Genomic DNA, 22154 nt, shown 5'->3' with positions numbered 1-22154 from the left:
CATGATGATGGCCGGGCACGAGACGAATGGAATCGCCGATGAACAATCCCAATGCGAAAGTGTTGTTCCGGGTGCCGGATGGAGACGGTGGCGATGGCGCGATCGTTGAGACCCTGTGGGCGGAGTCGCTGGGTGATGGTCGCTACAAGCTCGACAACGTTCCCTTCTACGCCTACGACGTGTCCTGGAATGACATCGTACTGGCGCCCTTCAACGAAGCCGAAGGCCTGCCGACGTTCGAGGCGGTGGTCGTGCGCGCGGGCCACCGCACCGTCCGCGTGAAGTTCGAAACGCCCGCGATTCCGGGGAATGCTGCCGACGGGGTACTCACGCAACTGGTAGCGCTGGGTTGCAGCTATGAGGGTGCTTCGAAGCACTATCTGGCTGTGGACATTCCGCCCGAGGTGGATGCAGAGCAGGTGTTCGCCTATCTGGCGGGGCAGTCCGTTGCGGAATGGGAGCATGCTGATCCCAGCTACGAGCGGCGCTATCCCGAGGGTTGAAGTTCGGTCGTTCCTGACCTGTGCAAGCGATGTATCCCGATGGCACTTGCCCGCCGATGGCGGCAAACCTGCGTCATGCACGTTTTCGAACTCACTTCCCGTGCGCTGCGCCTGCTTCTGCCGCTGCGCTGCCTGGTCTGCGACGATCCTGGCCACGATGGCCTGGACCTGTGCGCCGCCTGCCTGGCCGATGTTCCCTGGTCTCGCCGTGCCTGCCTGCGCTGTGCGCTGCCATTGCCCGACAGCGCGCTGCCGGTCTGCGGCACCTGCCGCGAGGAGCCGCCGCCGCAGGCTGCCACCCATGCCAGCCTGCTGTACCTGCCGCCGGTGGACCAGTTGCTGGTGCGCTACAAGTTCCATCAGGACCTGGCGGCGGGTCGCCTGCTTGCGCAGCTGATGCAGCGCAGGCCGCCACCGTGGGCGTGCCCGCCGCTGGTGGCGGTGCCGCTGCACGCGCGTCGGTTGCGCCAGCGCGGCTATGACCAGGCCGGGGAGCTGTGCCGCCTGCTGCGGCAGCCGGTGTGGCGTGGCCTGTACCGCCGTCGCCATACCGCACCGCAGTCGGAGCGCACTGCCGAACAGCGCCGCGACAACCTGTTCGACGCCTTCGATGTGCGCGGTGCGGTACCGCCACGGTTGACCGTGGTGGACGATGTGATGACCACCGGCAGCACCGTGCTGGAAGTGGCGGAAACGCTGCGGCTGGTGGGGGCAAGAGACGTGCGTGTATGGGTGTGCGCGCGGGTGCCGTGAGCGCTCGCGCCTGTGATGCACGCCGGCAGAGTCGACTGTTAGTCGACTTCCCTCCCTTCAGATCGCGAGAAACCTCGCGCTGCGCGCGATAGTCGACTAACAGTCGACTCTACCCAGCCGGCGCGCGGCTGCCGTGATGGAGCCGTCGACGGCGCTGGCGCTAGGATGGGGCACGGAACCTGATCGAAGGAGTGGTCATGCTGTCTCCCGAATCCTCACCGTCGCCGTTGTTGTCGGCCATCGGCCGCAGCTGGTCGATCCTGCTGCTGTATGGCGTGGTCGCGCTGGGCTTCGGCATCACCGCGATCGGCTGGCCGATGGCGGCGGCTACGGCGCTGGCTTGGGCATTGGGCCTGATGGCCATCGTCGAAGGTGTCATCAGCATACTGGCGTTGATCGGCGGAGGCAGCGGGGCGCCGCGCGGCTGGCTGTTGCTGTACGCGTTGGTGTCGCTGGGGTTCGGCACGCTGGCGGTGATCAACCCGCTGGCCACCGCCAGCGTGCTGGTGCTGCTGCTGGCCGCCTGGCTTCTGGTGGCGGGCATCTACCGCATCGTGTTCGCCGTGCGCGTGCGTAGGCACATCCAGGGCGAATGGGTGCTGATCCTCAGCGGCATGCTGGCCATCGTGCTGGGCCTGCTGTTTGCGGCCAACCCGCTGGCCGGGGTGGCTGTCACCACGTTGTGGATCGGTATCGGTAGCCTGTTGTATGGGCTGCTGCAGATCGTGGTGGCACTGAAGTTGAGGAAGCTGAAATGAGGGGCGCGCGAGCACTGTTGCTGAGCGCGGCGCTGGCCCTGACCGGATGCATGCCGGCGGCAACGCCTGAGGCGATGACGGGCCCGGCGCATGCACCGCGTTCGGGCGTGGACGTACGCCTGAGCGCGGTCGACGCGGCCGGCAAGGGCACGCCCGCGCAGTGGCAGGGCGGGACCATTGCCCTGCGCGAGCCGCCGATCGCCAGCAGTGCCGATATCGCCGATGTGCGCTATGTGCTGGACCAGGCCAATCAACCCGGCCTGCAGATCCGCTACCGGCCCGAGGCGCGCCAGCGCATCCATGCTGGCACGGAGGCCCTGGTGGGCCAGCGTGCGGCGATCAGCGTGGACGGCCGCGTGCTGATGGTGGCAACGGTACAGGGCCCGTTCGGCGAATCGATGATGCTCAGTGGCCTGCCCAGCGTGGCCGAAGCGCAGGCGCTGGAGAAGCACATCACCGGCCAGTGATCGGCGCACCGATACCCCCGCGATGTCCACGGAGGTCGACCAAGGTCGACCGCTACCTGGCAAACCGCGCCTCGATCTCCTCCAGCGATTTGCCCTTGGTTTCCGGCAGCCACAGCGCGGCCACCAGGAAGAACACGAACGTGCAGCCGGCCCAGAACAGGAACATGCTCGCGTAGCCGTAGTGGCCGACGGTGGGCAGGAACAGCGCGGCGATGGTGGTGGACACGAACTGGTTGATGAGCAGGGCGATGCTCATGCCGTTGGAACGGATGCGGTTGGGCATCAGCTCCGACAGCGCCAGCCACACGCAGACACCGGGACCGACTGCGAAGAACGCCACGAACACCAGGATGCACGTGGCCACCGCCCAGCCATGGGCCGGCGGCGGCACCGGACCGATGCGCGCCTGTTCGATGCGCAGCGGTGCCTGTGCGGCGCTGGCCGGGTCGGCGAAGGGGTTCAGGTGCAGGTGGCGGAAGAAGGCGCCGATGACGCTGTCCGGCTGCACGGTTCCGGAGCGTTCGATGCGCAGTTCGCGGTCACCCAGGTTGTCGCTGCGCAGGGCGCGCACGTTGGTGAAATCACCATAGGCATAGGACACGGTCAGCTGCAGCGGCCGGCCTTCGCGGTCGGTGCTGCCCGCCAGGCGCTGCCACTGCGCGTCATCCAGGACCAGCTGCAGGCCGTCACCACTGACCGCGGCCTGCAGCTGCGGCTGCACGTCGGCGCGGCCGCGCTCGGCCTGGAAGAACAGCGTGGCGGCGGCCAGCAGCGCCACGCAGATGCCGCCGCTGCCCAGCATCAGCAGGAACTTGCGGCCCTTGCGGTCGACCAGCAGCAGGGCGACCACGGTCATCACCGCGTTGAGCAGCTTGATGGCCACATCCGCGCCGTTGGCCACCGAGCCGGACAGGCCGGCCTGGTTGAGGATGTTGACCGCGTAGGCCAGCACCGAGTTGATGCCGGTGGCCTGGGTGCAGGCCAGCACCACGCAGGCCAGCAGGAACGGCACGACATAGCGGCGGCTGAGCAGCGGATCGCGGCGACCGTCGCTGCTGCTCGATTCCGGTGCCTGGATCTGCGCCAGCGTGGCCTCGACGTCGGCAGCGGGCAGTACGCGCTGCAGGCTGCGGCGCGCATCCTCCACGCGACCACGGCGTACCAGCCAGCGCGGTGATTCGTACAGCCAGAAGATCCCGGCGCAGAACAGCAGGCCCGGTGCCAGGCAGCTCCAGAAGATGGTGCGCCAGGCGTGGTCCTTCACCACGAACAGTTCCTGTGCCTGCTGCGCCAGCGGCAGCGAACGCACGGCCTCGGCGGCGGCGTCCACGGCATGCGCCTGGTACAGACCGATGAGTGCGGCCAGCACCAGGCCGATGGTCAGCAGCAGCTGGAACATGGCGGCGCCGCGCCCGCGCCGCTCGGGGCTGAGCACTTCGGCCAGGTACAGCGGCACCACCACGCCGATCAGGCCGCCACTGACGCCCTGCAGCAGGCGGCCGAGCAGCAGCGGCGTGTAGCCCGAAGCCAGCGCCATGATAGGGATGGACGCGGTGAACAGCAGGCCGGCCAGCAACATCGCGCCGCGGCGGCCGATCAGGTCGGCCACCATGCCGGCGAACAGCGAGGACAGCACGCTGCCCAGCAGCACGGCGGCGACGACGAAACCGAGCTGCTGGCTGCTGAGCTGCCAGGCATGGCTGGCCGTGGCTTCGAGGTAGGGCAGGGCACCGGCGATGATGCCGATGTCGATGCCGTACAGCAGGCCGCCGAGGCCGCCGATGAAGAGCAGGTAGCGGACGGGCCAGCGCGGGGCGGTGCGTGCAGTCATCGACAGGTTTCCTGTGCGGCATTTCGGTGCGGATTGCTTTCGTAGCGTCGAGCTTGCTCGACTGAGCGCGCACGGCGTGGAAGAGCAGTCGAGCAAGCTCGACTCTACGAGAGGCGGTACGTCAGACGTTTTCGGTTGTTGCGAGCGGCGGTATGTCAGGCGTGTGCAGCGTTCAGATCGACCACGCGCCCACCCACCACCACCTGCTGCAGGCGCAGGCCGGCGTCGAGCACCACCAGATCGGCACGGGCGTCGGGCGCGATGCGGCCGCGATCCTCCAGGCCCAGGTAGGCGGCGGGGAAGGTGGACACACGCTGCGAGGCATCGGCCAGGTCCAGGCCCACCTGCACCAGGTTGCGCAGCGCCTGGTCCATGGTCAGCGCGCTGCCTGCCAGCGAGCCGCTGGCCAGGCGCACGCAGCCGCCGCACTTGTGCACGCGCTGTTCGCCCAGCGCGTACTCGCCATCGGGCATGCCGGTGGCGGCCGTGGCGTCGGTCACCGCGTACAAGCGCGGAATCGCGCGCGCGGCGAGCCGGATCACACCGGGGTGGATGTGCTGCAGGTCGGGAATGATCTCGGCGTACTGCGCATGCGCCAGCGCGGCGGCGGCAATGCCCGGGCGGTAGTGGTCCACGCCGGTCATGCCATTGAACAGGTGGGTGAAGCCGGACGCACCGGCCTGCAGCGCGGCTACGCCTTCTTCGTAGGTGCCGGCGCTGTGGCCCAGCTGCACGCGGATGCCCATGGCCGCCAGCGCGGGAATCAGCGCGGTGTGCTCGCCGATTTCCGGCGCCAGGGTCATCACCCGGATCGGTGCCAGTGCGTGCAGCTGCTGCACCAGCGCCAGCGTCGCCTCGATGGTGCGGTTGGGCTGCGCGCCCAGCCGCTGCGGGCTGATGAAGGGGCCTTCCAGATGCACGCCGGCGATGCACGCGGCCTCGGCATCGGGCGCCGCCATCGCTGCGGCCACGCCCTGCAGGGCATGCTGGATCTCATCCAGGCCGGCGGTCATGGTGGTCGCCAGCAGGGTAGTGGTGCCGAAGCGCAGGTGGGTGCGGGCGATGGTGCGGGCCACGTCGCCGCCCTGCATCAGGTCCACGCCGGCCGCGCCGTGCACGTGCAGGTCGATGAAGCCGGGCAGGATCACTGGCAGCTGCAGGTCGTCGGCGCCGCTGTGGTCATCGACCTGCAGCTGGCGGATGTGCGAATCGAACTGGACATGGCCACGGCGCCAGCCCAGCGGGGTGAGGATGCGGCCGTGCAGGCGGCGGGTGTCGGTCATGGCGGTGTCTCGGCGATGATCACTTCGATGCCCAGCCGCTGCAGCCCCTCGCGGGTGGCATCGTCGATGCCGGCGTCGGTGATGATGGCGTGGATCTGGTCCAAAAGCGCGATGCGGTGCAGGCTGACGCGGCCGAACTTGGAGGCGTCGGTGAGCACCACGATGCGCCGCGCACGCTCGACCATGCGGTGGTTGAGGCGGGCTTCGGCTTCATCGTGGGTGGTCAGGCCGAACTGCAGGTCCAGGCCGTCCACGCCCAGGAACAGGGTGTCGAAGCTGTAGGAGTTGAGGCTGGCTTCGGCCTGGCTGCCCTGCAGCGAGAGCGACTGCTGGCGCAGCAGGCCGCCGGTCAGCAGCACGTTGATGCCGGGTGCGTTGGCCAGTTCCCAGGCGATGTTCAGGCCGTTGGTCATCACCGTCACGTCGCGGTGGTCGCGCAGGTGGCGGGCCAGGGTCATGGTGGTCGAGCCGGAGTCGATGATGATGTTGTCGCCGGCCTGCACCAGCCGCGCGGCGGCGGTGCCGATGGACTCTTTCAGCGGCAGGTTCAGCGCATCCTTTTCGTGGATGTCCTGTTCCTGCGGCGGCGTGCGCACCAGGGTGGCGCCACCGTGGGTACGGGTGGCCAGCCCCTGCGCTTCGTAGTGGGTGAGGTCGGCACGGATGGTCACCGCCGACACGCCGAAGCGCTCGACCAGATCGGCCACCTGCACCGAGCCATGCTCGATCAGCAGCTGCAGGATCTGTTGCCGGCGGGAGCGGGTGTTGCGCATGGCCATCTCTCGGTTTCGTCTGGAAAGGTAGAGATTAGCCGTTCGCAAGAACGGAGGCAGCCGAACTTGCGTTCTGCTTGCGGCTGCCAGCCTGGTTGGCGCTGCAGGCGCGGGCATATTCGCCCAGGCACTGGCCGATGCGGTGCTGCACCAGCGCGCTGGGGGTATTGGCCAGGGCGCCTTCGCGCACGGCGCGGTACTGCCCGGGCAGGTACTGGCTGAGCAGCACCAGCGGCGGTGCCTGCCGGTCCAGGTTGGCGAACAGGGTCTGCACCGCCTGCAGCAATGCGGGTTCGCCCCAGTAGTAGCGGCAGCGGTCGCTGAAGGAGAAGCGGCGCAGCAGGCGCAGCTCGGCTTCGTCGCCCTGGTAATACGGCTGCCAGTACTTCGGCTGCGCCTGCATCACCTCGTCCAGCACCTGCGGCAGGCGCGAGCAGTGCGCTTCCGGCAGCAGTTCGGCCTCGATGGCGGCCAGCGCGAACAGCGCTTCGCGGTAGGCGAAGGTCGCCGCCGGGCCCACCTTGAGGATCGCGAAGTGGTCGCGCACCAGTGCGTGCAGGCCGCTTTCGCGCTGGTAATCAGTGGAATGCGCTTCAAACACGATGCGCGGCTGCTGTTCGAGGAAATCCGCGAGCGCACTGGCGGCCGCCGGGTCATACTCGTGCACGCTGCTGTGGTCGAAATCCACGCCCGGCTGCACCACCATCGCGATCACGCGCTGCCAGGCATCGCGCAGCTGTGGCGTATCGAAGGCCTGCTGGTGGACGGCCAGGGTCTGCGCGGCAGCGGCCGGCGTGGTCACCTGCAGGCCACCGGCCAACGAGGCTTCGCCGCCGGGCACCGGCACTTCGGTGCCGATGACATAGACCGGCGGCGGCAGGCCGTGTTCGGCGGCGGTGCGCTCGGCGATCCCGGCCAGTTCGGCCGAGCGCGCGGCGACAATCGCATCGGGCAGCGGCACCGGATCATCGGCGCAGGACATGCTGCAGTCCAGGTGGATCTTGTGGAAGCCGGCGGCCACGTAGGCCTCGATCAGCACGCGCGCGTGGGTCATCGCTTCGGCGGCCGGGCGCTTCTGCCAGGCATTCGGGCCGAGATGGTCACCGCCTAGGATCAGCCGCTCGCGCGGGAACCCCTCTTCATCGGCCAGCGCGCCGACGTAATCGCGGTACTGCGGCGGGGTCATGCCGGTGTAGCCGCCGAACTGGTCGACCTGGTTGGAGGTCGCCTCGATCAACAGCACGGTGCCGTGCGCCAGCGCCACGTGCATGGCCGCGCGCAGCACCTGTTCGTTGCTGCAGCAGACGCTGTACAGGCCAACGTTGGCGCCGGCACGGTGGGAAGCAAGCAGGGTCTGCAGCGGGGACATGGTCAGGCTCCAGTCAATCAGGAAAACGAGGGTTGGCAGGCGAGCAGGGCGGCACCGCGGGCACCGCCGGCATCGCCGAAGCGCGGCGGCACGATGGGCGGCACCTGTGCGCCGTTGAACAGATGCGCGGCAACGGCGGTGGGCAGCAGCTGGTACAGCGGCGCGTACTGCGAAAGGCCGCCACCGAGCACGATGACGTGCGGGTCCAGTGCCAGCACCAGTGCAGCCAGGCTGTGGCCGAGCAGGTCGCGGTGGATGTCCAGCGCCTGCCGGGCACGCACGTCGCCGGCCTCGGCCAGGGTGATCACCGCGCTGGCGTCGCGCGCGCTGCCGCCGAGATGGCGTTCGATCATCGCCACGCCGCTGCCGGACACGTAGCGCTCCACGCAGCCCTGCAGGCCACAGCCGCAGTCCAGCAGGGGCAGGCCGTGGCGCTGCAGCAGGTGGCCGGGCACGCTCCAGTGGCCCCACTCGCCGGCCAGGCCGTTGAAGCCGGTCAGCAGGCGGCCCTGCAGGCAGAAGCCACCACCGGCACCGGTGCCGAGAATGGCGCCGAACATGCTGGGGTAACCCTCTGCAGCACCCCCGTGCGCCTCGGACAAGGCGAAGCACTGCAGGTCATTGCCGAAGTGCAGCGGACGCTGCAGGCGGGCCTGCAGGTCCTGCGCCACGCATTGGCCGGTCAATGCCGGCACGTTCGCGCTCAACTGGCGGCCGCTGCGGCGGTCGCGCACGCCGGGCAGCGCGATGCCGATGGCGGCGTCACTGCGCCCCAGCGCGGCATCGGCCTCTTCCACCAGCGCAACGACGGCCTGCAGGAAGCCGGCGTAGTCGCCCTGCGGCGTGGCCACGCGGCGGCGCCAGGTAACCTGCATCGCCGCATCGCACGCCACCAGCTCGATCTTGGTGCCGCCGATGTCGATGCCGTAGCAGGCGTGGGCGATCAGCTCAGCCATGGTGGATGGTGACGCCCTGGACGACGCGGTTGACGGTGCCGTCCGGGAACGGATTGTCCGGGGTCAGGCCCAGCGCGGCCGAACGCTGCAGCGCGAACAGCTGGGCAAAGCCCAGCCACACCGGCGCCAGCCACGGATCATCGAGCGCCGGTTCAAGCATGGGCACGCTGAGGGTATGGTCATCCTCGGCGGCGGTATCGGCATGCGGGCCGATGGCCAGCACCTGCCCCGCCACGCCGTCGCGGCGCAGCTCTTCCAGCAGGTCCTGTTCGTAGCGGCGCGCCAGCGGCTGCACGCTGCGCAGTACGACCACCAGCGTGTCGCCATCCAGCGTGGACTTGGGGCCGTGGCGGAAGCCGAGCGGGGTGTTGGCCAGCGCCAGCACGCGGCCGGCGGTCAGCTCCAGCACCTTCAGCGCGCACTCGCGGGCCAGCGCTTCCAGCGGCCCGCTGGCCAGGTAGATCACCCGGTTGAACGGGCGCTGCGCCAGTGCCGCCACCGGCGCATCCCACTGCGCCAGGCCTTCGCGGCCCAGCGCGGCGATCTGCTTCAGGCGTGCGCTGCGCGCCTCCCACGGCGCGCGGTCGAACACGGTCAGCGCGGCCAGCAGCATGCAGGTCAGGCTGCTGGTCATGGCGAACGCGCGGTCGCAGCTGGCCGAGGGCATCAGCAGGGTGCAGGTATCGCTGCGGCCGGCGCCACGGCGGGCCAGTTCGCCATCGGCGTTGCAGGTGATGTCGAGGAAGCGGGCATCGGCCACGTCACTGCGCACGCGGTCGACCGCGGCCACGCTTTCCGGGCTGGAACCGCTGCGGCCGAACGACACCAGCAAAGTGGGGCGGTCGCGCTGCAGGTACAGCGCCGGGTGGGTCAGCAGGCTGGTGGTATGCACCACGCGCACTTCGGCCGGCCACTGCGCATTGATCGCATCGGCCACCATTTCGGCGATGAAGCCGGAGCTGCCGGCGCCGGTGAACAGCACGCGCTGGTTCGGATCGTTGAGGCTGTCGCCGAGGAAGGCCTGCAGGCGGTCGCGGACACGCGACAGGTCCTGTGCAAGGGCTTCCCACAGCGCCGGCTGCTGGGCGATTTCGGTGGCGGTATCGGCTCCGCCGCAGCGCTGCCAGGCGGACACATCGGAAAGCAGGGTGACGTCCATTCGGAGGTTCCAGTTGGGCCAGCGCACCATCATCGTTTTCTTTCGAAATGTCAAACATCGAAAGAAAAAAAGAAAGAAATAGCGCCGCCCCGTCCGTCTTCGTCGCCCTGATCGAGAAACGAAAGAATCGCGCGAGTGCCGTATCGCACAATGCTTAACAGGCGTTTGCAAGCGATTACACAAAGTATTGCGACGCACAAACTTTCGTTTCAATCAAATATATCTTCCTTTTTCCTTTCAGTTTATTGACATCTTTCGAATCCCTGCCCTAGAGTCGGCCGCAACTGCTTTCGAAACGCCCCGTGAACGGGTTGGGAGTTCGTGTGGAGAACCGCATTCGTCGCTCGCCGCTGCTGCTGGCCCTGCTGCCGGCCGTGATGCTGGCCGCGACATCGGCCCAGGCCGAACCGGTCGGCAACCTGCGCTCGGTGAGCGCCAGTGACAGCCGCGAGGGCGTGCAGGGCTGGGATCTGCAGACCGACAGCGGCGCGCGCATCCGCATCGAACTGCCGGCCGCGGACATCATCCGCGTGCAGGCCGGCCGCAAGGGCACCCTGACCGGGGGCGGTGACAAGGCCGCACCGATCGTGCTGCCGCAGCCCAAGGCGAACGTGCAGGCGCAGCTGGAAGAAGACGCACAGGAAATCCGCGTGCGCACCGAAGCGCTGGTGCTGCATGTACAGCGGCAACCGCTGCGGCTGCGCCTGGAGCGTCTGGACAACGGCCAGCCGACCGCGCTGTGGCAGGAACTGCAGCCGCTGGACCTGGATGCCACGCAGAGCGTGCAGGTGCTCTCTTCGCAGGCCGATGAAGGCTATTTCGGTGGTGGCCAGCAGAACGGCCGTTACCAGTTCAAGGGTCGCGAACTGGAAGTGTCCTATTCCGGTGGCTGGGAAGAAGGCGATCGCCCGAGTCCGGCGCCGATGCTGCTCAGCAGCCGTGGCTGGGGCATGCTGCGCAACACCTGGAGCGATGGCAGCTACGACCTGCGCCAGGCCGACCAGGCCACCCTGCTGCATCGAGAAGATCGCTTCGATGCCTATTACTTCGTCGGTGCCGATCTGCCGAAGCTGATCGAGCGCTACACCCAGCTGACCGGCCGCCCGAACATGGTCGCGCGCTGGGCGCTGTCCTACGGCGATGCCGACTGCTACAACGACGGCGACAACAGCAAGAAGCCCGGCACGGTGCCCGAAGGCTGGAGCGACGGCCCGACCGGCACCACGCCGGATGTGATCGACAGCGTGGCGAAGCAGTACCGCGAACATGACATGCCCGGCGGCTGGATCCTGCCCAACGACGGCTACGGCTGCGGCTACCAGAAGCTGCCGGAGACCGTGCAGGGGCTGGCCAAATATGGCTTCCGTACCGGCCTGTGGACCGAGAACGGCGTCGACAAGATCGCCTGGGAAGTGGGCAAGGCAGGTACCCGCGTGCAGAAGCTGGACGTGGCCTGGACCGGCAAGGGCTACCAGTTCGCGATGGATGCCAACCGCCAAGCCTTCAACGGCATCCTCGACAATTCCGACTCGCGCCCGTTCCTGTGGACGGTGATGGGCTGGGCCGGCATCCAGCGCTACGCCGTGGCCTGGACCGGCGACCAGAGCAGCAGCTGGGATTACATCCGCTGGCACGTGCCGACCCTGGTGGGTTCGGGCCTGTCCGGCATGGCCTACGCCAGCGGCGACGTCGACGCGATCTTCGGCGGCAGCGCCGAGACCTTCACCCGCGACCTGCAGTGGAAGGCGTTTACCCCGGTGCTGATGGGCATGAGCGGCTGGTCGTCGAACGCGCGCAAGCACCCGTGGTGGTACGACGAGCCCTACCGCAGCATCAACCGCGATTACCTGAAGCTGAAAATGCGCCTGACCCCGTACATGTACGGGCTGGTGCACGAGGCCGCGCAGACCGGCGCGCCGCCGGTGCGCGGACTGATGTGGGACAACCCGCGCGATCCGCATGCGCAGGATGAAACCTACAAGTACCAGTTCCTGCTCGGCCGCGACCTGCTGGTGGCGCCGGTGTACCGCAGCCAGGCCGCCAGCCGTGGCTGGCGCCGCGACATCCATCTGCCCGCCGGTGGCTGGATCGACTACTGGGATGGCCGCCGCGTGCAGGCCGGTGCTGACGGCCTGCAGCTGGACCGCCAGGTGGATCTGGCCACGCTGCCGGTGTTCGTGCGCGCTGGTGCCATCCTGCCGATGTACCCGTCGATGCTGTTCGATGGCGAGAAGCCGCTCGATGAAGTGACCTTCGACCTGTACCCGCAGGGCGATGCGCAGTACACCCTGTACGAAGACGACGGCACCACCCGCCGCTACCAGAAGGGCGAATCGAGCACGCAGGTGGTGCGCGTACAGGCCCCGGCGCAGGGCAGTGGCCCGGTGCAGGTGCAGATCGATGCGGTGCAGGGCAGCTACAACGGCCAGCTGGCACAGCGCCGCTATGGCCTGCGCGTACTCAGCCGGCAGGCACCGCGCGCGGTGCAGGCCGGTGGCCGCGCGCTGCCGGCGCTGGCCGATGCCGCTGCATTCAACGACGCCAGCGAGGGCTGGTACTTCGATGCCAAGGATCGCCGTGGCACGCTGCATGTGCGCACGGCCACGCAGGACATCCGCCAGCCGCTGCAGCTGCAGCTGGACTTCGCCGTGGCCGCCGCGGCCGCCGATGACGCCTTCCCGGCCGCACCGGTGCTGGGCCGCGAACTGCCGGCCGACAGCCTGCTGGTGGTCAACCGCCCGGCCGAAGAACCGGGCCACGCGCTGGAAAATGCTTTCGACGATGACCCCGACACCTGGTTCCGCAGCGTGCGCAACCAGGCCGTGCGTACCGGCGCGCACGAGTGGGTGGTCGGCTTCGGCGAGCGGAAGATGATCGACGGGATCGAGATTGCCCCGCGCAACGACAAGAACTGGAAGCACGGCCAGGTGCGCGACTACGAGGTCTACCTGGGCGACAGCAACGGCGAGTGGGGCGAACCCATCGCGCGTGGCCGCCTGCAGTTGAAGGAAGGCGTGCAGCGCATCGACTTCCCGGCCCATGCCGGCCGCCTGCTGCGCTTCCGCGTGCTGAGCGTGCAGAACCCCGAAGGCGACGGTGCCAGCAGCACCGATCCGATGGTCACCGCTGCACAGGGCAGCGCCCGCGCCTTCGATGCACTGCAGCCGCGCGATGTCGGCCCGATCGCGCTGTCCACCTTCCACATCCTCGAACACCAGGAACCGGAGCGACCGGCCCGGCAGCAGTATCTCTCCGAGCTGCCGGTGCCGGCCGCGCTGGCCAGCCAGGTCCGCGCCGACCAGTCCTTCCGTGGCGACGCCGGCCTGCGCATGAACGGCCTGCAGTTCCGCCGTGGCCTGGGCGTTGGTGGCAACAGCCGCATCGACCTGCGCCTGCAGGGCGGCTGGAACCTGCTGCGCGCCGATCTGGGCATCGACGATGCCTGCCGCACCGCCGGGGGCCTGCAGTTCCAGGTCTGGGGCGACGGCCGCCTGCTGTACGACAGCGGCCTGGTGAAGGCACCCGGCGTGGTCAAGCCGGAACTGGACATCCGTGGTCTTTCCACCCTGAGCCTGCGCACGCTGGGTGCGCAGGGCAGCCAACCCGCCCAGGTCTGCGCCAACTGGGCCAACGCCGTGCTGATCGGCCAGGAGGGCGACTCCGCCAGCATCGTCGCCCCATGACCCCCACGTAACACCGCTCCTCCCCCGCCCATTCCGACTACGGCTTTCGAGCCGTGGCCCGGGAGCGTTTTGCCCGCCAATCGCTTTCGCGCCGCCCACCCGCGCCGCACCCCTGCCAGGAGAGAACCCCGATGTTGCCCGCACGCCACCCCCGTCCGCCCTGTCGTTCCCTCGCCCCGCTGTCGCTGGCCATCGCCGGCGTGCTGCTGTCGATCGCCCTGCCTGCTGCCGCCCAGGACAGCAAGGACAACGCCACCGATCTGGCCCGCATCGAGGTCACTGGTTCCAACATCCGCCGCACCGATGTCGAAACCGCTTCACCGGTGCAGGTCATCAGCAAGCAGGACATCCAGAACATGGGTGCGCGCACGTTGCTGCAGGTTCTGGACAACCTGCCTGCGGCACGCCCGGCGCAGCAGGATTCGCGCTCGCTGTTCAGTGGTTCGGACGGTGCCTCGCAGGCCAACCTGCGTGGCCTGGGCGCGCAGGGCACGCTGGTGCTGTTGAACGGCCGCCGCCTGTCGTACTACGGTGCACCGGCCGGCTTCCAGACCCAGTTCGTCAACATCGATGCGATTCCGGCCGCGGCCATCGAACGCATGGAAGTGCTGACCGACGGCGCCTCGGCGGTGTACGGCACCGACGCGGTGGCTGGCGTCATCAACGTGATCACCAAGCGCAACTTCCAGGGCGCGGAGATCAACTTCACCAACGACACGTCTTCGCGCGTCGATTCCTACGGCGAACGCCAGGCCAGCATCACGGCAGGCTTCGGTGACCTGACCGAGAACCGCTTCAACGTTTATGGCGCGGTGAACATGTACCGCCGCGACGCGATTCCGCTCAGCGATTTCTACGACAAGCGCCCCGACCAGTTCTACGTCAACAACCCCAACTACCTGACCAACCTGCGCCTGGGCGTGGGCAGCAAGCCGGGCCAGTTCAACCCGGGCACCTACTTCGCCTTCGATCCGGTGACCGGCCGCCGCGTGCAGGAAGCCGCGCCGGGCTGCCAGAACGTGCTGCAGGGCCAGGCCGCCGGCCCCAGCTGCGTCTGGGAAACGTGGATGAACAACGAGATCGATGCCGGCGCCAAGTCCGAGCGCAACACCGCCTACCTCAACGGCACCTTCCTGGTGGGCGACAACACCGAGATCTTCGCCGAGGCCACGTACACCGATATCGACCTGCGCGCCAACGGCGGTACGCCGCGCGTCTACGGCACCACCACCGGCAACCCGACCAGCTGGTTCTCGCGCGATACCGGTACGTCGGTCAACCAGTTCCTGTACCCGTACCTGGGCCCGAACAACGAGTACAACCACGCCAGCCCCGAACTGAAAGCGATGATGGGTGGCGTGGTCGGCCTGCAGTACCTGCTGCAGGATGCAGGCGCCAATTACTTCGGCCAGCGCAACACCGACCAGAGCTACCGCGTGCTGACCGGTGCGCGTGGCAACGTGGGTGACTGGAACTGGGAAACCGCATTCGCCACCGCCGGTACCCATTCGGTCACCTACCAGACCATCAACGTCAACCTGAAGGGCTTCGAGAAGGCGTTCGGCCCATACTCGGTGGATCCGGGCACCGGCCGCGTCATCATCTCCGACCACCCCGCCTACAAATTCGGCGAGATCAGCGAGGCCAACGCGGCGCTGATCCGCGAGGCCTTCCCGACCTTCGACATCCAGTCCTGGACGCGCCTGCATACCCTGGACGGCAAGATCGAAGGCCCGCTGGCGCAGTTGCCGGCCGGTGAGATGCGCGCGGCGTTCGGCTTCAACGCCAGCCGCGAAACGTTCTATACCCCGGGTAATTCGGATGCGGCCGCTGGCCTGATCACCCAACAGGGTGGCTCGTGGTTCGATGGCGCGCGCAACACCTATGCGCTGTTCGCCGAAACGGTGGCGCCGATCACCGACAAGCTGGAACTGGACGCCGCACTGCGCGTGGACAAGTACCCGGATTTCGGCGCCAACATCGCCCCGAAGATCGGCTTCAAGTACCAGGCCTTCGACCAGCTGATGCTGCGCGGCACCTATTCCACCGGCTTCCGTGCGCCCAGCCTGGCCGAGTCGGGCAGTGGTGGTGTGTTCGCCCAGCTCGGTGGCTACCGCGATGAAGTGCGCTGCGCCGAAACCAATGCCATCGCCAACCTGCTGCTGAAATCGCAGCGTGCCGGTGATGTGGATCTGGGCAAGGGCCTGCTCAATGCCGACTGCAGCCGCACCGTGGCCCGCATGACCCAGCCCAACCAGGACCTGAAGCCGGAAAAGGCGAAGATCGCGACCCTGGGCTTCGTCTACGAGCCGGCCAGCTGGCTGTCGGTCTCGGCCGACTACTGGTTCATCTACCGCAACAACGAAATCGTGGCCCCGGATTTCAGCCGCGACACCGACATCATCTCGTCCTCGCGCTCGCCGATCACCGACGCTGACCGCGCCAACCTGGCCCAGCTGGCGGCGATGTGCGCCGACCCGGCCAGTGGCGTGGCCTGCCCCGGCGTTCTGCCCGGCTACAGCGTGGGCAACGTGGCCAGCGTGGTGGGCCAGTACAAGAACCGCGGCAAGACCCTGATCGACGGCTTCGATGTGGATGCGCGCAGCCGCTTCTCGCTGGGCGAGTGGGGCGGGCTGAACATCGGCCTGGCCGCCACCATCGCCAACCGCAACCGCTCCTACCTGGATGATGAAAGCGGCTGGTACTACGGCGACGTGGTGGGCTACTACAACAACCCGCGCCTGCGCGCCACGCTCAACGCTGACTGGACCTACAGGCAGGTGACCACCAGCATGTTCGTCAACTATGTGGGTGGCACCAAGTGGGCCTACGACCGCGTGGACGAGGTGGACAACAACAAGCAGACCTGCACCGCCGGCTTCCTGGCCCTGGAAGCCAGCAAGTGCGACGGCGCACCGTCGTGGTGGACCGCCAACCTGAGCGTGACCTGGCGCCCGGACGACGCCTGGAACCTCAGCTTCACGGTCAAGAACCTGTTTGATCGCCTGCCGTTCTACGATCCCAACAGCTTCCTGGGCGATTCCAGCGATTACGCCACCATCTTCGGCCGCGGCTACAGTGTGACCGTCGGCTACCGGTTCAAGTGATTCCGTTCGTGTGACCCAGGTGCGCCGGTCGTGGCCGGCGCACCTTCCAGAGGAGAGTGTTTGCCATGAAGCGTAGGGAGTTCATCGCGGCCAGTGCCGCCGTCGCCGCCAGCAGCCTGCTGCCGCAGACCCCCGCCTGGGCCGCCGGCCGCAAGGTGCGCCTGGCCCTGATCGGTACCGGCATGCGTGGCCTGGTGCTGCTGAAGGAGCTGGTGCGCCGGGACGATGTGGAGGTGGTCGCGCTGTGCGACATCGAGCCGATCATGCTGGGCCGCGCCATGGAGATGGTGGCCAAGGCCGGCAAGTCCGCGCCGAAGGCCTACGGCCAGGACCGCGACGTCAACGCGTGGAAGCGCCTGCTGGAACAGAAGGGCATCGATGGCGTGATCATCGCCACGCCGTGGGAGTACCACGCCCCCATGGCAATTGCCGCGATGCAGGCCGGCGTGGCCGTGGGCTGTGAAGTGGTGGCCGGCATCACCCTGCAGGACCACTGGGATGTGCTGAAGACCCAGCTCAACACGGGCACGCCCTACATGCTGCTGGAAAACGTCTGCTACCGCCGCGACGTGATGGCGGCGCTGCAGATGGTGCGGCAGGGCCTGTTCGGCGAACTGGTGCACCTGCAGGCGGGCTACCAGCACGACCTGCGCGGGGTGAAGTTCAACTCCGGCAACCCCAACCAGCCCTACGACAGCGGCGTGGAATTCGGGCCCAAGGGCTGGAGCGAAGCGCGCTGGCGCACCGAGCATTCGGTGCAGCGCAATGGCGAGCTGTACCCCAGCCACGGCATCGGCCCGTGCGCGATGTACACCGGCATCAACCGCGGCAACCGCTTCACCCACATCAACGCGTTTGCCAGCAAGGCACGAGGCCTGCATGAGTACACCGTGGCCAAGAGTGGCGGCACCACCCACCCCAGCACCAAGGTGAAGTTCAAGCTGGGTGACATCGTCACCACTACCCTGGCCTGCGAGAACGGCGAGACCATCATCCTGCAGCACGACACCTCGCTGCCGCGCCCGTATTCGCTGGGCTTCCGCGTGCAGGGCACCAAGGGCCTGTGGATGGACGTGAACCATTCGATCCACATCGAAGGCCGCAGCCCGCCGCACCAGTGGGAGGAGTTCAAGGCCTACCAGGACCAGTACGAACACCCGCTGTGGAAGCAGAACGCCGACACCGCCGCCAGCGCCGGGCACGGTGGCATGGACTGGTTCGTCATTCACGCCTTCGTGGAAGCCCTGAAGGCCAAGGCACCGATGCCGATCGACATCTACGATGCGGTGACCTGGAGCGCGATCACCCCGTTGAGCGAGCAGTCGATCGCCAACAGCTTCCAGACGCTGGAATTCCCGGATTTCACCGCCGGTGCATGGAAGCAGCGCAAGCCGATCTTCGCCTTCGACGGCAAGTACTGACCGGCCTTTGTAGAGTCGAGCCATGCTCGACTGCTTTCAACGCAACGCCGGGCCATGCCCGGCGTGCCTGCCGTAGAGTCGAGCTTGCTCGACTGCTGTTCCTGCCGCCCGCATTACACTCCCAACGTTTCATCGGTCCCTGTGGCATCGAATCCTCGGTTGTACGTAACGGCCAGGTATTCCACCAGAGCCGGCTGCGATGGATCGCGACAGCTTCCGCCAGTGCGGCGCGTAGTGGGTGGATAGCCACACCGTTGGTGGAGAGGGATGATGGGGGTGCGGGCGCGGTTTGGGTTTGCCGCAGTGCCCTGAAAGGCAGGAGATGGGGAGAGATGGTGGAGAATCGGGACGTGGTGGAACTCCAGGCAGACAGCGTGGTGTTCTACTCCAGGCATGATGAGGCGAACTTCTTCGCGTGGCTGCAGCAGCTGCCCTGCGTGGTCGACGTTGCCGGGAAGGGGCGGGTCATCCATGTCCAGGTGGAGCGAGGGCGAGTGGATGATGAGGCGCTGGGGGAACTCCTGGCGCTGTTCCATCGCTATCAGGTGGACCTGCGGCAGTTGCGGGTGTTCGACGAGCGGCGCTTCGCACGCTGGTTCCGGCGACGCCAGGGGTGGTGGTATCCGGCTGTGTTCGGGCAACCAGGATGCACGGGCGCGGTCGAATGAGATGGGAACGGGGGCTGATCGCCACTGCTCAACCGCGGCGTAAGGCGGTGACAGGGGGAAGATGGCGCGCCCGGAGGGATTCGAACCCCCGACCAATGGCTTCGGAAGCCACTACTCTATCCGGCTGAGCTACGGGCGCGTTGGACTGCCACGACCGGATTGCCCGGTGGTGGCAGGGAATTCTAGCGGACTCCGCGGCAAAAATCTGCCCTGGGGGGGCGCATGGCTTGCCAGGGAGGATCGCCTTGCCGTCCAAGGCCCTGAAGTCAGTCGTTTCCGAACAGATCCCGGGTATAGACCTTCCCGGTGACGTCCGAAATTTCCGGCGACAGGCGATTGGCCAGGATCACATCGCACTCGGCTTTGAAGCGCTCCAGGTCATTGATGACGCGAGAGTTGTAGAAGTAAGGTTCCTGCAGGACGGGCTCGTGGACGACGACCTCGATACCCTTGGCCTTGATGCGCTTCATCACACCCTGAATCGCAGAAGCCCTGAAGTTGTCCGAGCCTGACTTCATCACCAGCCGATAGATGCCGACCACCCTGGGCGAACGCCGGATCACTTCATCGGCAATGAAATCCTTGCGGGTGCGGTTGGCTTCCACGATGGCGTGGATCAGGTTCTGCGGCACATCGCTGTAGTTGGCCAGCAGCTGCTTCGTGTCCTTGGGCAGGCAGTAGCCGCCATAGCCGAACGAAGGATTGTTGTAGTGGCTGCCGATGCGTGGGTCCAGGCTCACACCATCGATGATCTGGCGTGTGTCCAGCCCATGCGACGCAGCGTAGGTGTCCAGCTCGTTGAAGTACGCAACACGCATGGCAAGGTAGGTATTGGCGAACAGCTTGATCGCCTCGGCCTCGGTCGAATCGGTGAACAGGGTGGGCACATCCTTGCTCACCGCGCCTTCCTGCAGCAGCGCGGCAAACGCTTCTGCACGCTCCGAGCGTTCACCCACGATGATGCGGCTGGGGTGCAGGTTGTCGTAGAGGGCCTTGCCTTCGCGCAGGAACTCGGGTGAGAAAATGATGTTACTGGTGCCGAAGCGCTTGCGAAGCTCGTCCGTGCAACCCACCGGAATGGTGGACTTGATGATCATCACCGCGTCGGGACTGATGGCCACTACATCGCGGACAACCGACTCCACCGAGCCGGTGTTGAAATAGTTCGTCTGCGGATCATAGTCCGTAGGCGTAGCGATGATCACGAACGCGGCGCCGGTGTAGGCGTCCTTCGGATCGAGCGTCGCCCGGAGATTCAGAGACCGCTGCGCCAGATACTCCTCGATCTCGCGATCTTCGATGGGAGTCTTGCGGGAGTTGAGCAGCTGGACACGACCTGCGTCGATGTCGAGCGCCACTACCTCGTGATTCTGCGCAAGCAGGACGGCATTGGAGAGGCCAACGTAGCCGGTGCCGACGACGGAAATTTTCATTTAAGTTTCCCAGATACCATGGCGCCAGGTGAACTGCGCATTCAGAGAAATTGAAAGCTGAGGATCAAGAATCCATCCGGATCCCCTGGCCGGAGCAACTAGCCAGCTGAAAGAAAGTCCCTGATCGATTGGAGGAGTTTTTCTTTTTCCAAAGATCCCGCCTTTGCGGGACCACGGTCGTGGGCTAGCGCGTTCTTCATCGCCTTTGCAAACTCATCAGCGGAGGAGCATACAAAAATACCCGGAACCATCGAAAATTCAGCGGCAGTATCAACCTGATGATCATTGACGTGTTCGCCGAGCCTGTGCTGCCGAGGGATGATCACCGCAGGTACACCTTCCTCAAGCGCGCGAATGATGTTTCCCATTCCCGCATGCGTAACCAGCACATCACACTCTGAAATCCTCTTGGAAAACTCTGGCATGCTGATCATTGCTGCGCCGCCGAAAGACGGAGCACTCGAGGACGGCCCCGATTGCGCATATCCAACAGCTTCGCTGTTCGCGGAAAGCCACTGGGAAACGTACTCGATGAGCCTCGGGAAAGGTGCTTGAGTGCCCACGGAAGCAAAGATCTGGATCATATTATTCTTCCGCTGTAGAGCACCTTGTGACCGTCAGCAAGGCTTGGCCACTGCGTGAACACCTGATGAGATACTCGAAGGGCAATTCTACCCGATACCGACAATCTTCGGGTGTTGGCTATGCTGTCAATCCACAGCGTTCTTGCGCCAACGAATCTACCGGCAATAATCCCGATGATGCCAGGGGCGGCCCCGGTAGATATGATGTGCGTCGGCCGAAGGAAAATGACCTTGAAGAAAACCTTCGGGATCCCCATCAGTGCCGCGAACGGGGATTGCCGGTTGAAATCAGGAAGAGACACCACGGCGTCGTAGACGTCGCCCTTCAATTCCTGCTCGGCAGCTACCGTGGCAAGAGTCAGCGTGCCAGTGGTCCTTGCCGCAACGGCGATGCGCTGCATCTGCACCAAGTGGCCTCCGCCCGAACAGATGAGCAGTACCCGCTTATCCATTGAGCACTCCGGAAAGTGCGCTTGCCTGGGAACGCCATCGCTCATTCTTCAGCTGTAGGCCACGCCTGGATGCCTCCTCAAATGCGGGGATATCAGAGAGTACCTCTAGAATTCCTTCTGATATCGATCGCGCGTCAAGTGTATCCACGAACTTTGCGCCAAGAAAAAGTTCCCGAAGTGTCGGTGTGTCGGAAAGAACCATGGCCTTCCGAAAGCTGATGGCCTCGTTGGCAACGCTGAGCTGGACATTTGATCGGGTAGTAAGGCCAAGGACCGCGCCGCAATTGGCCAGAAGGTCGTCGAAATCCTCCAGCGGCATGAATCCAGTGAATCTTACATTGCTCGGTGCCATCGCAATGGTGTCGTTTGAAATCTTTCCATCAAAACGCCCAGTCACATGGAATTCAACATCGGGGGTCAACCTGGCAGCCTCAAACACAACTTCTATCGGTTCATCCTCGTCAAACGAGCAAGGGAACAAAACGGATCGGATGAAGCCCTTTTTACCAGTTGCCACGGCTTCATCGGCCGCGCGATCCTCGAGTACGAAGATGTTATGCAGATTCGGGAAAATCGCTTGGCACTCATGGCGCACTTGCTCGTTGTGAACAATCACCGCATCCGCCTTCGACATGCAGAAATTCAAGCCGGGGAAGGCGAGCCATTTTTCTCGGAAATAGCTGTTGTGCACATCTATTGCTACTTTGACTTTCTCTCCATGAAGAATCTTGTACAGTGCAGCCAAGTAGACAAGGAAACTCGGTGGAGCCTGAATCCAGACTGTCTTCGGGGCTCCAATGAGCAGGTGCCACATGGTTTTGAGTATTCTGGCCATATAGTCAAAGGCCATGAGCTTTCGGCTTTTGAATACTTTTGGGAAATATGCGATGTCATAACCCCAGTGCGCCTTCATTGTCTCTGCGCGCCGCTGGAAGCCGACCCAGGCGATCATTG

The 22154-nt window shown here is 66.0% G+C and carries 18 protein-coding genes and 1 tRNA gene; 8 read left to right on the top strand and 11 right to left on the bottom strand.

Going from position 1 to position 22154, the window contains the following annotated elements:
• Nucleotides 1-38: 38 nt before the first annotated feature.
• The 4 genes from VER16_RS06895 (at nucleotide 39) to VER16_RS06880 (ending at nucleotide 2481) form a co-directional block, all read left to right on the top strand.
• Complete coding sequence (locus VER16_RS06895; RefSeq protein WP_324806578.1) at nucleotides 39-503, top strand: DUF4265 domain-containing protein; 465 nt, start codon at nucleotides 39-41, stop codon at nucleotides 501-503.
• Between the two features lie 75 nt (nucleotides 504-578).
• Nucleotides 579-1256: a ComF family protein gene (locus VER16_RS06890; RefSeq protein WP_324806576.1), complete on the top strand. Its 678-nt coding sequence runs from the start codon at nucleotides 579-581 to the stop codon at nucleotides 1254-1256.
• Between the two features lie 197 nt (nucleotides 1257-1453).
• Complete coding sequence (locus VER16_RS06885) at nucleotides 1454-2014, top strand: HdeD family acid-resistance protein (RefSeq protein WP_324806575.1); 561 nt, start codon at nucleotides 1454-1456, stop codon at nucleotides 2012-2014.
• The gene (locus VER16_RS06880) at nucleotides 2011-2481 is read left to right on the top strand and encodes a SecDF P1 head subdomain-containing protein (RefSeq protein WP_324806573.1); all 471 of its coding nucleotides are present in this window, start codon (nucleotides 2011-2013) and stop codon (nucleotides 2479-2481) included. Before VER16_RS06885 ends, VER16_RS06880 begins: the two co-directional genes overlap by 4 nt.
• Before the next feature lie 52 nt (nucleotides 2482-2533).
• Here VER16_RS06880 and VER16_RS06875 read toward each other — a convergent pair whose 3' ends face one another.
• The 6 genes from VER16_RS06875 to VER16_RS06850 all read right to left on the bottom strand — a co-directional run bounded on the left by VER16_RS06875 (nucleotide 2534) and on the right by VER16_RS06850 (nucleotide 9852).
• On the bottom strand, nucleotides 2534-4312 hold the full coding sequence (locus tag VER16_RS06875) for an MFS transporter (RefSeq protein ID WP_324806571.1): 1779 nt from the start codon (nucleotides 4310-4312) through the stop codon (nucleotides 2534-2536).
• Between the two features lie 155 nt (nucleotides 4313-4467).
• Complete coding sequence (nagA, locus tag VER16_RS06870) at nucleotides 4468-5595, bottom strand: N-acetylglucosamine-6-phosphate deacetylase (protein ID WP_324806569.1); 1128 nt, start codon at nucleotides 5593-5595, stop codon at nucleotides 4468-4470.
• Nucleotides 5592-6368: a DeoR family transcriptional regulator gene (locus VER16_RS06865; protein ID WP_324806567.1), complete on the bottom strand. Its 777-nt coding sequence runs from the start codon at nucleotides 6366-6368 to the stop codon at nucleotides 5592-5594. Before VER16_RS06865 ends, nagA begins: the two co-directional genes overlap by 4 nt.
• Nucleotides 6369-6402: 34 nt before the next feature.
• Complete coding sequence (locus VER16_RS06860; protein ID WP_324806565.1) at nucleotides 6403-7737, bottom strand: D-tagatose-bisphosphate aldolase, class II, non-catalytic subunit; 1335 nt, start codon at nucleotides 7735-7737, stop codon at nucleotides 6403-6405.
• A 17-nt stretch (nucleotides 7738-7754) separates the two neighbouring features.
• Nucleotides 7755-8693 (bottom strand): ROK family protein, encoded by a 939-nt coding sequence (locus VER16_RS06855; protein WP_324806563.1) that lies wholly within the window; start codon nucleotides 8691-8693, stop codon nucleotides 7755-7757.
• Nucleotides 8686-9852, bottom strand: coding sequence for an SIS domain-containing protein (locus VER16_RS06850; protein WP_324806561.1), 1167 nt, complete (start codon nucleotides 9850-9852; stop codon nucleotides 8686-8688). The genes VER16_RS06855 and VER16_RS06850 overlap by 8 nt, the downstream gene beginning before the upstream one ends.
• A gap of 323 nt (nucleotides 9853-10175) precedes the next feature.
• On the opposite strand from VER16_RS06850, the gene VER16_RS06845 reads away from it, so the two are divergent.
• From VER16_RS06845 to VER16_RS06830, 4 genes are all read left to right on the top strand, one after another.
• Entirely contained in the window at nucleotides 10176-13535 is a 3360-nt protein-coding gene (locus VER16_RS06845) for a TIM-barrel domain-containing protein (protein WP_324806559.1), read from the top strand.
• A gap of 131 nt (nucleotides 13536-13666) precedes the next feature.
• The gene (locus VER16_RS06840) at nucleotides 13667-16642 is read left to right on the top strand and encodes a TonB-dependent receptor domain-containing protein (RefSeq protein WP_324806557.1); all 2976 of its coding nucleotides are present in this window, start codon (nucleotides 13667-13669) and stop codon (nucleotides 16640-16642) included.
• A 65-nt stretch (nucleotides 16643-16707) separates the two neighbouring features.
• Entirely contained in the window at nucleotides 16708-18063 is a 1356-nt protein-coding gene (locus tag VER16_RS06835; protein ID WP_324806555.1) for a Gfo/Idh/MocA family protein, read from the top strand.
• 332 nt (nucleotides 18064-18395) lie between these two features.
• A complete protein-coding gene (locus VER16_RS06830; protein WP_324806553.1) occupies nucleotides 18396-18731 on the top strand; it encodes a hypothetical protein in 336 nt (111 codons plus the stop codon).
• Nucleotides 18732-18793: 62 nt separating this feature from the next.
• Here VER16_RS06830 and VER16_RS06825 read toward each other — a convergent pair.
• The 5 genes from VER16_RS06825 to VER16_RS06805 form a co-directional block, all read right to left on the bottom strand.
• Nucleotides 18794-18870 (bottom strand) — tRNA-Arg (locus VER16_RS06825).
• Nucleotides 18871-18997: 127 nt separating this feature from the next.
• Nucleotides 18998-20164, bottom strand: coding sequence for a nucleotide sugar dehydrogenase (locus VER16_RS06820; RefSeq protein WP_324806552.1), 1167 nt, complete (start codon nucleotides 20162-20164; stop codon nucleotides 18998-19000).
• A 98-nt stretch (nucleotides 20165-20262) separates the two neighbouring features.
• On the bottom strand, nucleotides 20263-20748 hold the full coding sequence (locus tag VER16_RS06815; protein ID WP_324806550.1) for a glycosyltransferase: 486 nt from the start codon (nucleotides 20746-20748) through the stop codon (nucleotides 20263-20265).
• On the bottom strand, nucleotides 20745-21200 hold the full coding sequence (locus VER16_RS06810; RefSeq protein ID WP_324806548.1) for a hypothetical protein: 456 nt from the start codon (nucleotides 21198-21200) through the stop codon (nucleotides 20745-20747). The genes VER16_RS06815 and VER16_RS06810 overlap by 4 nt, the downstream gene beginning before the upstream one ends.
• On the bottom strand, nucleotides 21193-22152 hold the full coding sequence (locus VER16_RS06805; protein ID WP_324806546.1) for a hypothetical protein: 960 nt from the start codon (nucleotides 22150-22152) through the stop codon (nucleotides 21193-21195). The genes VER16_RS06810 and VER16_RS06805 overlap by 8 nt, the downstream gene beginning before the upstream one ends.
• Between the last annotated feature and the right edge of the window lie 2 nt (nucleotides 22153-22154).

Origin of the sequence: Stenotrophomonas sp., from assembly GCF_035634915.1 — a bacterium.
Lineage (GTDB): Bacteria > Pseudomonadota > Gammaproteobacteria > Xanthomonadales > Xanthomonadaceae > Stenotrophomonas.
Note: the sequence above shows the minus strand (reverse complement) of the source record. Positions and strands in the feature narration are given on the sequence as shown.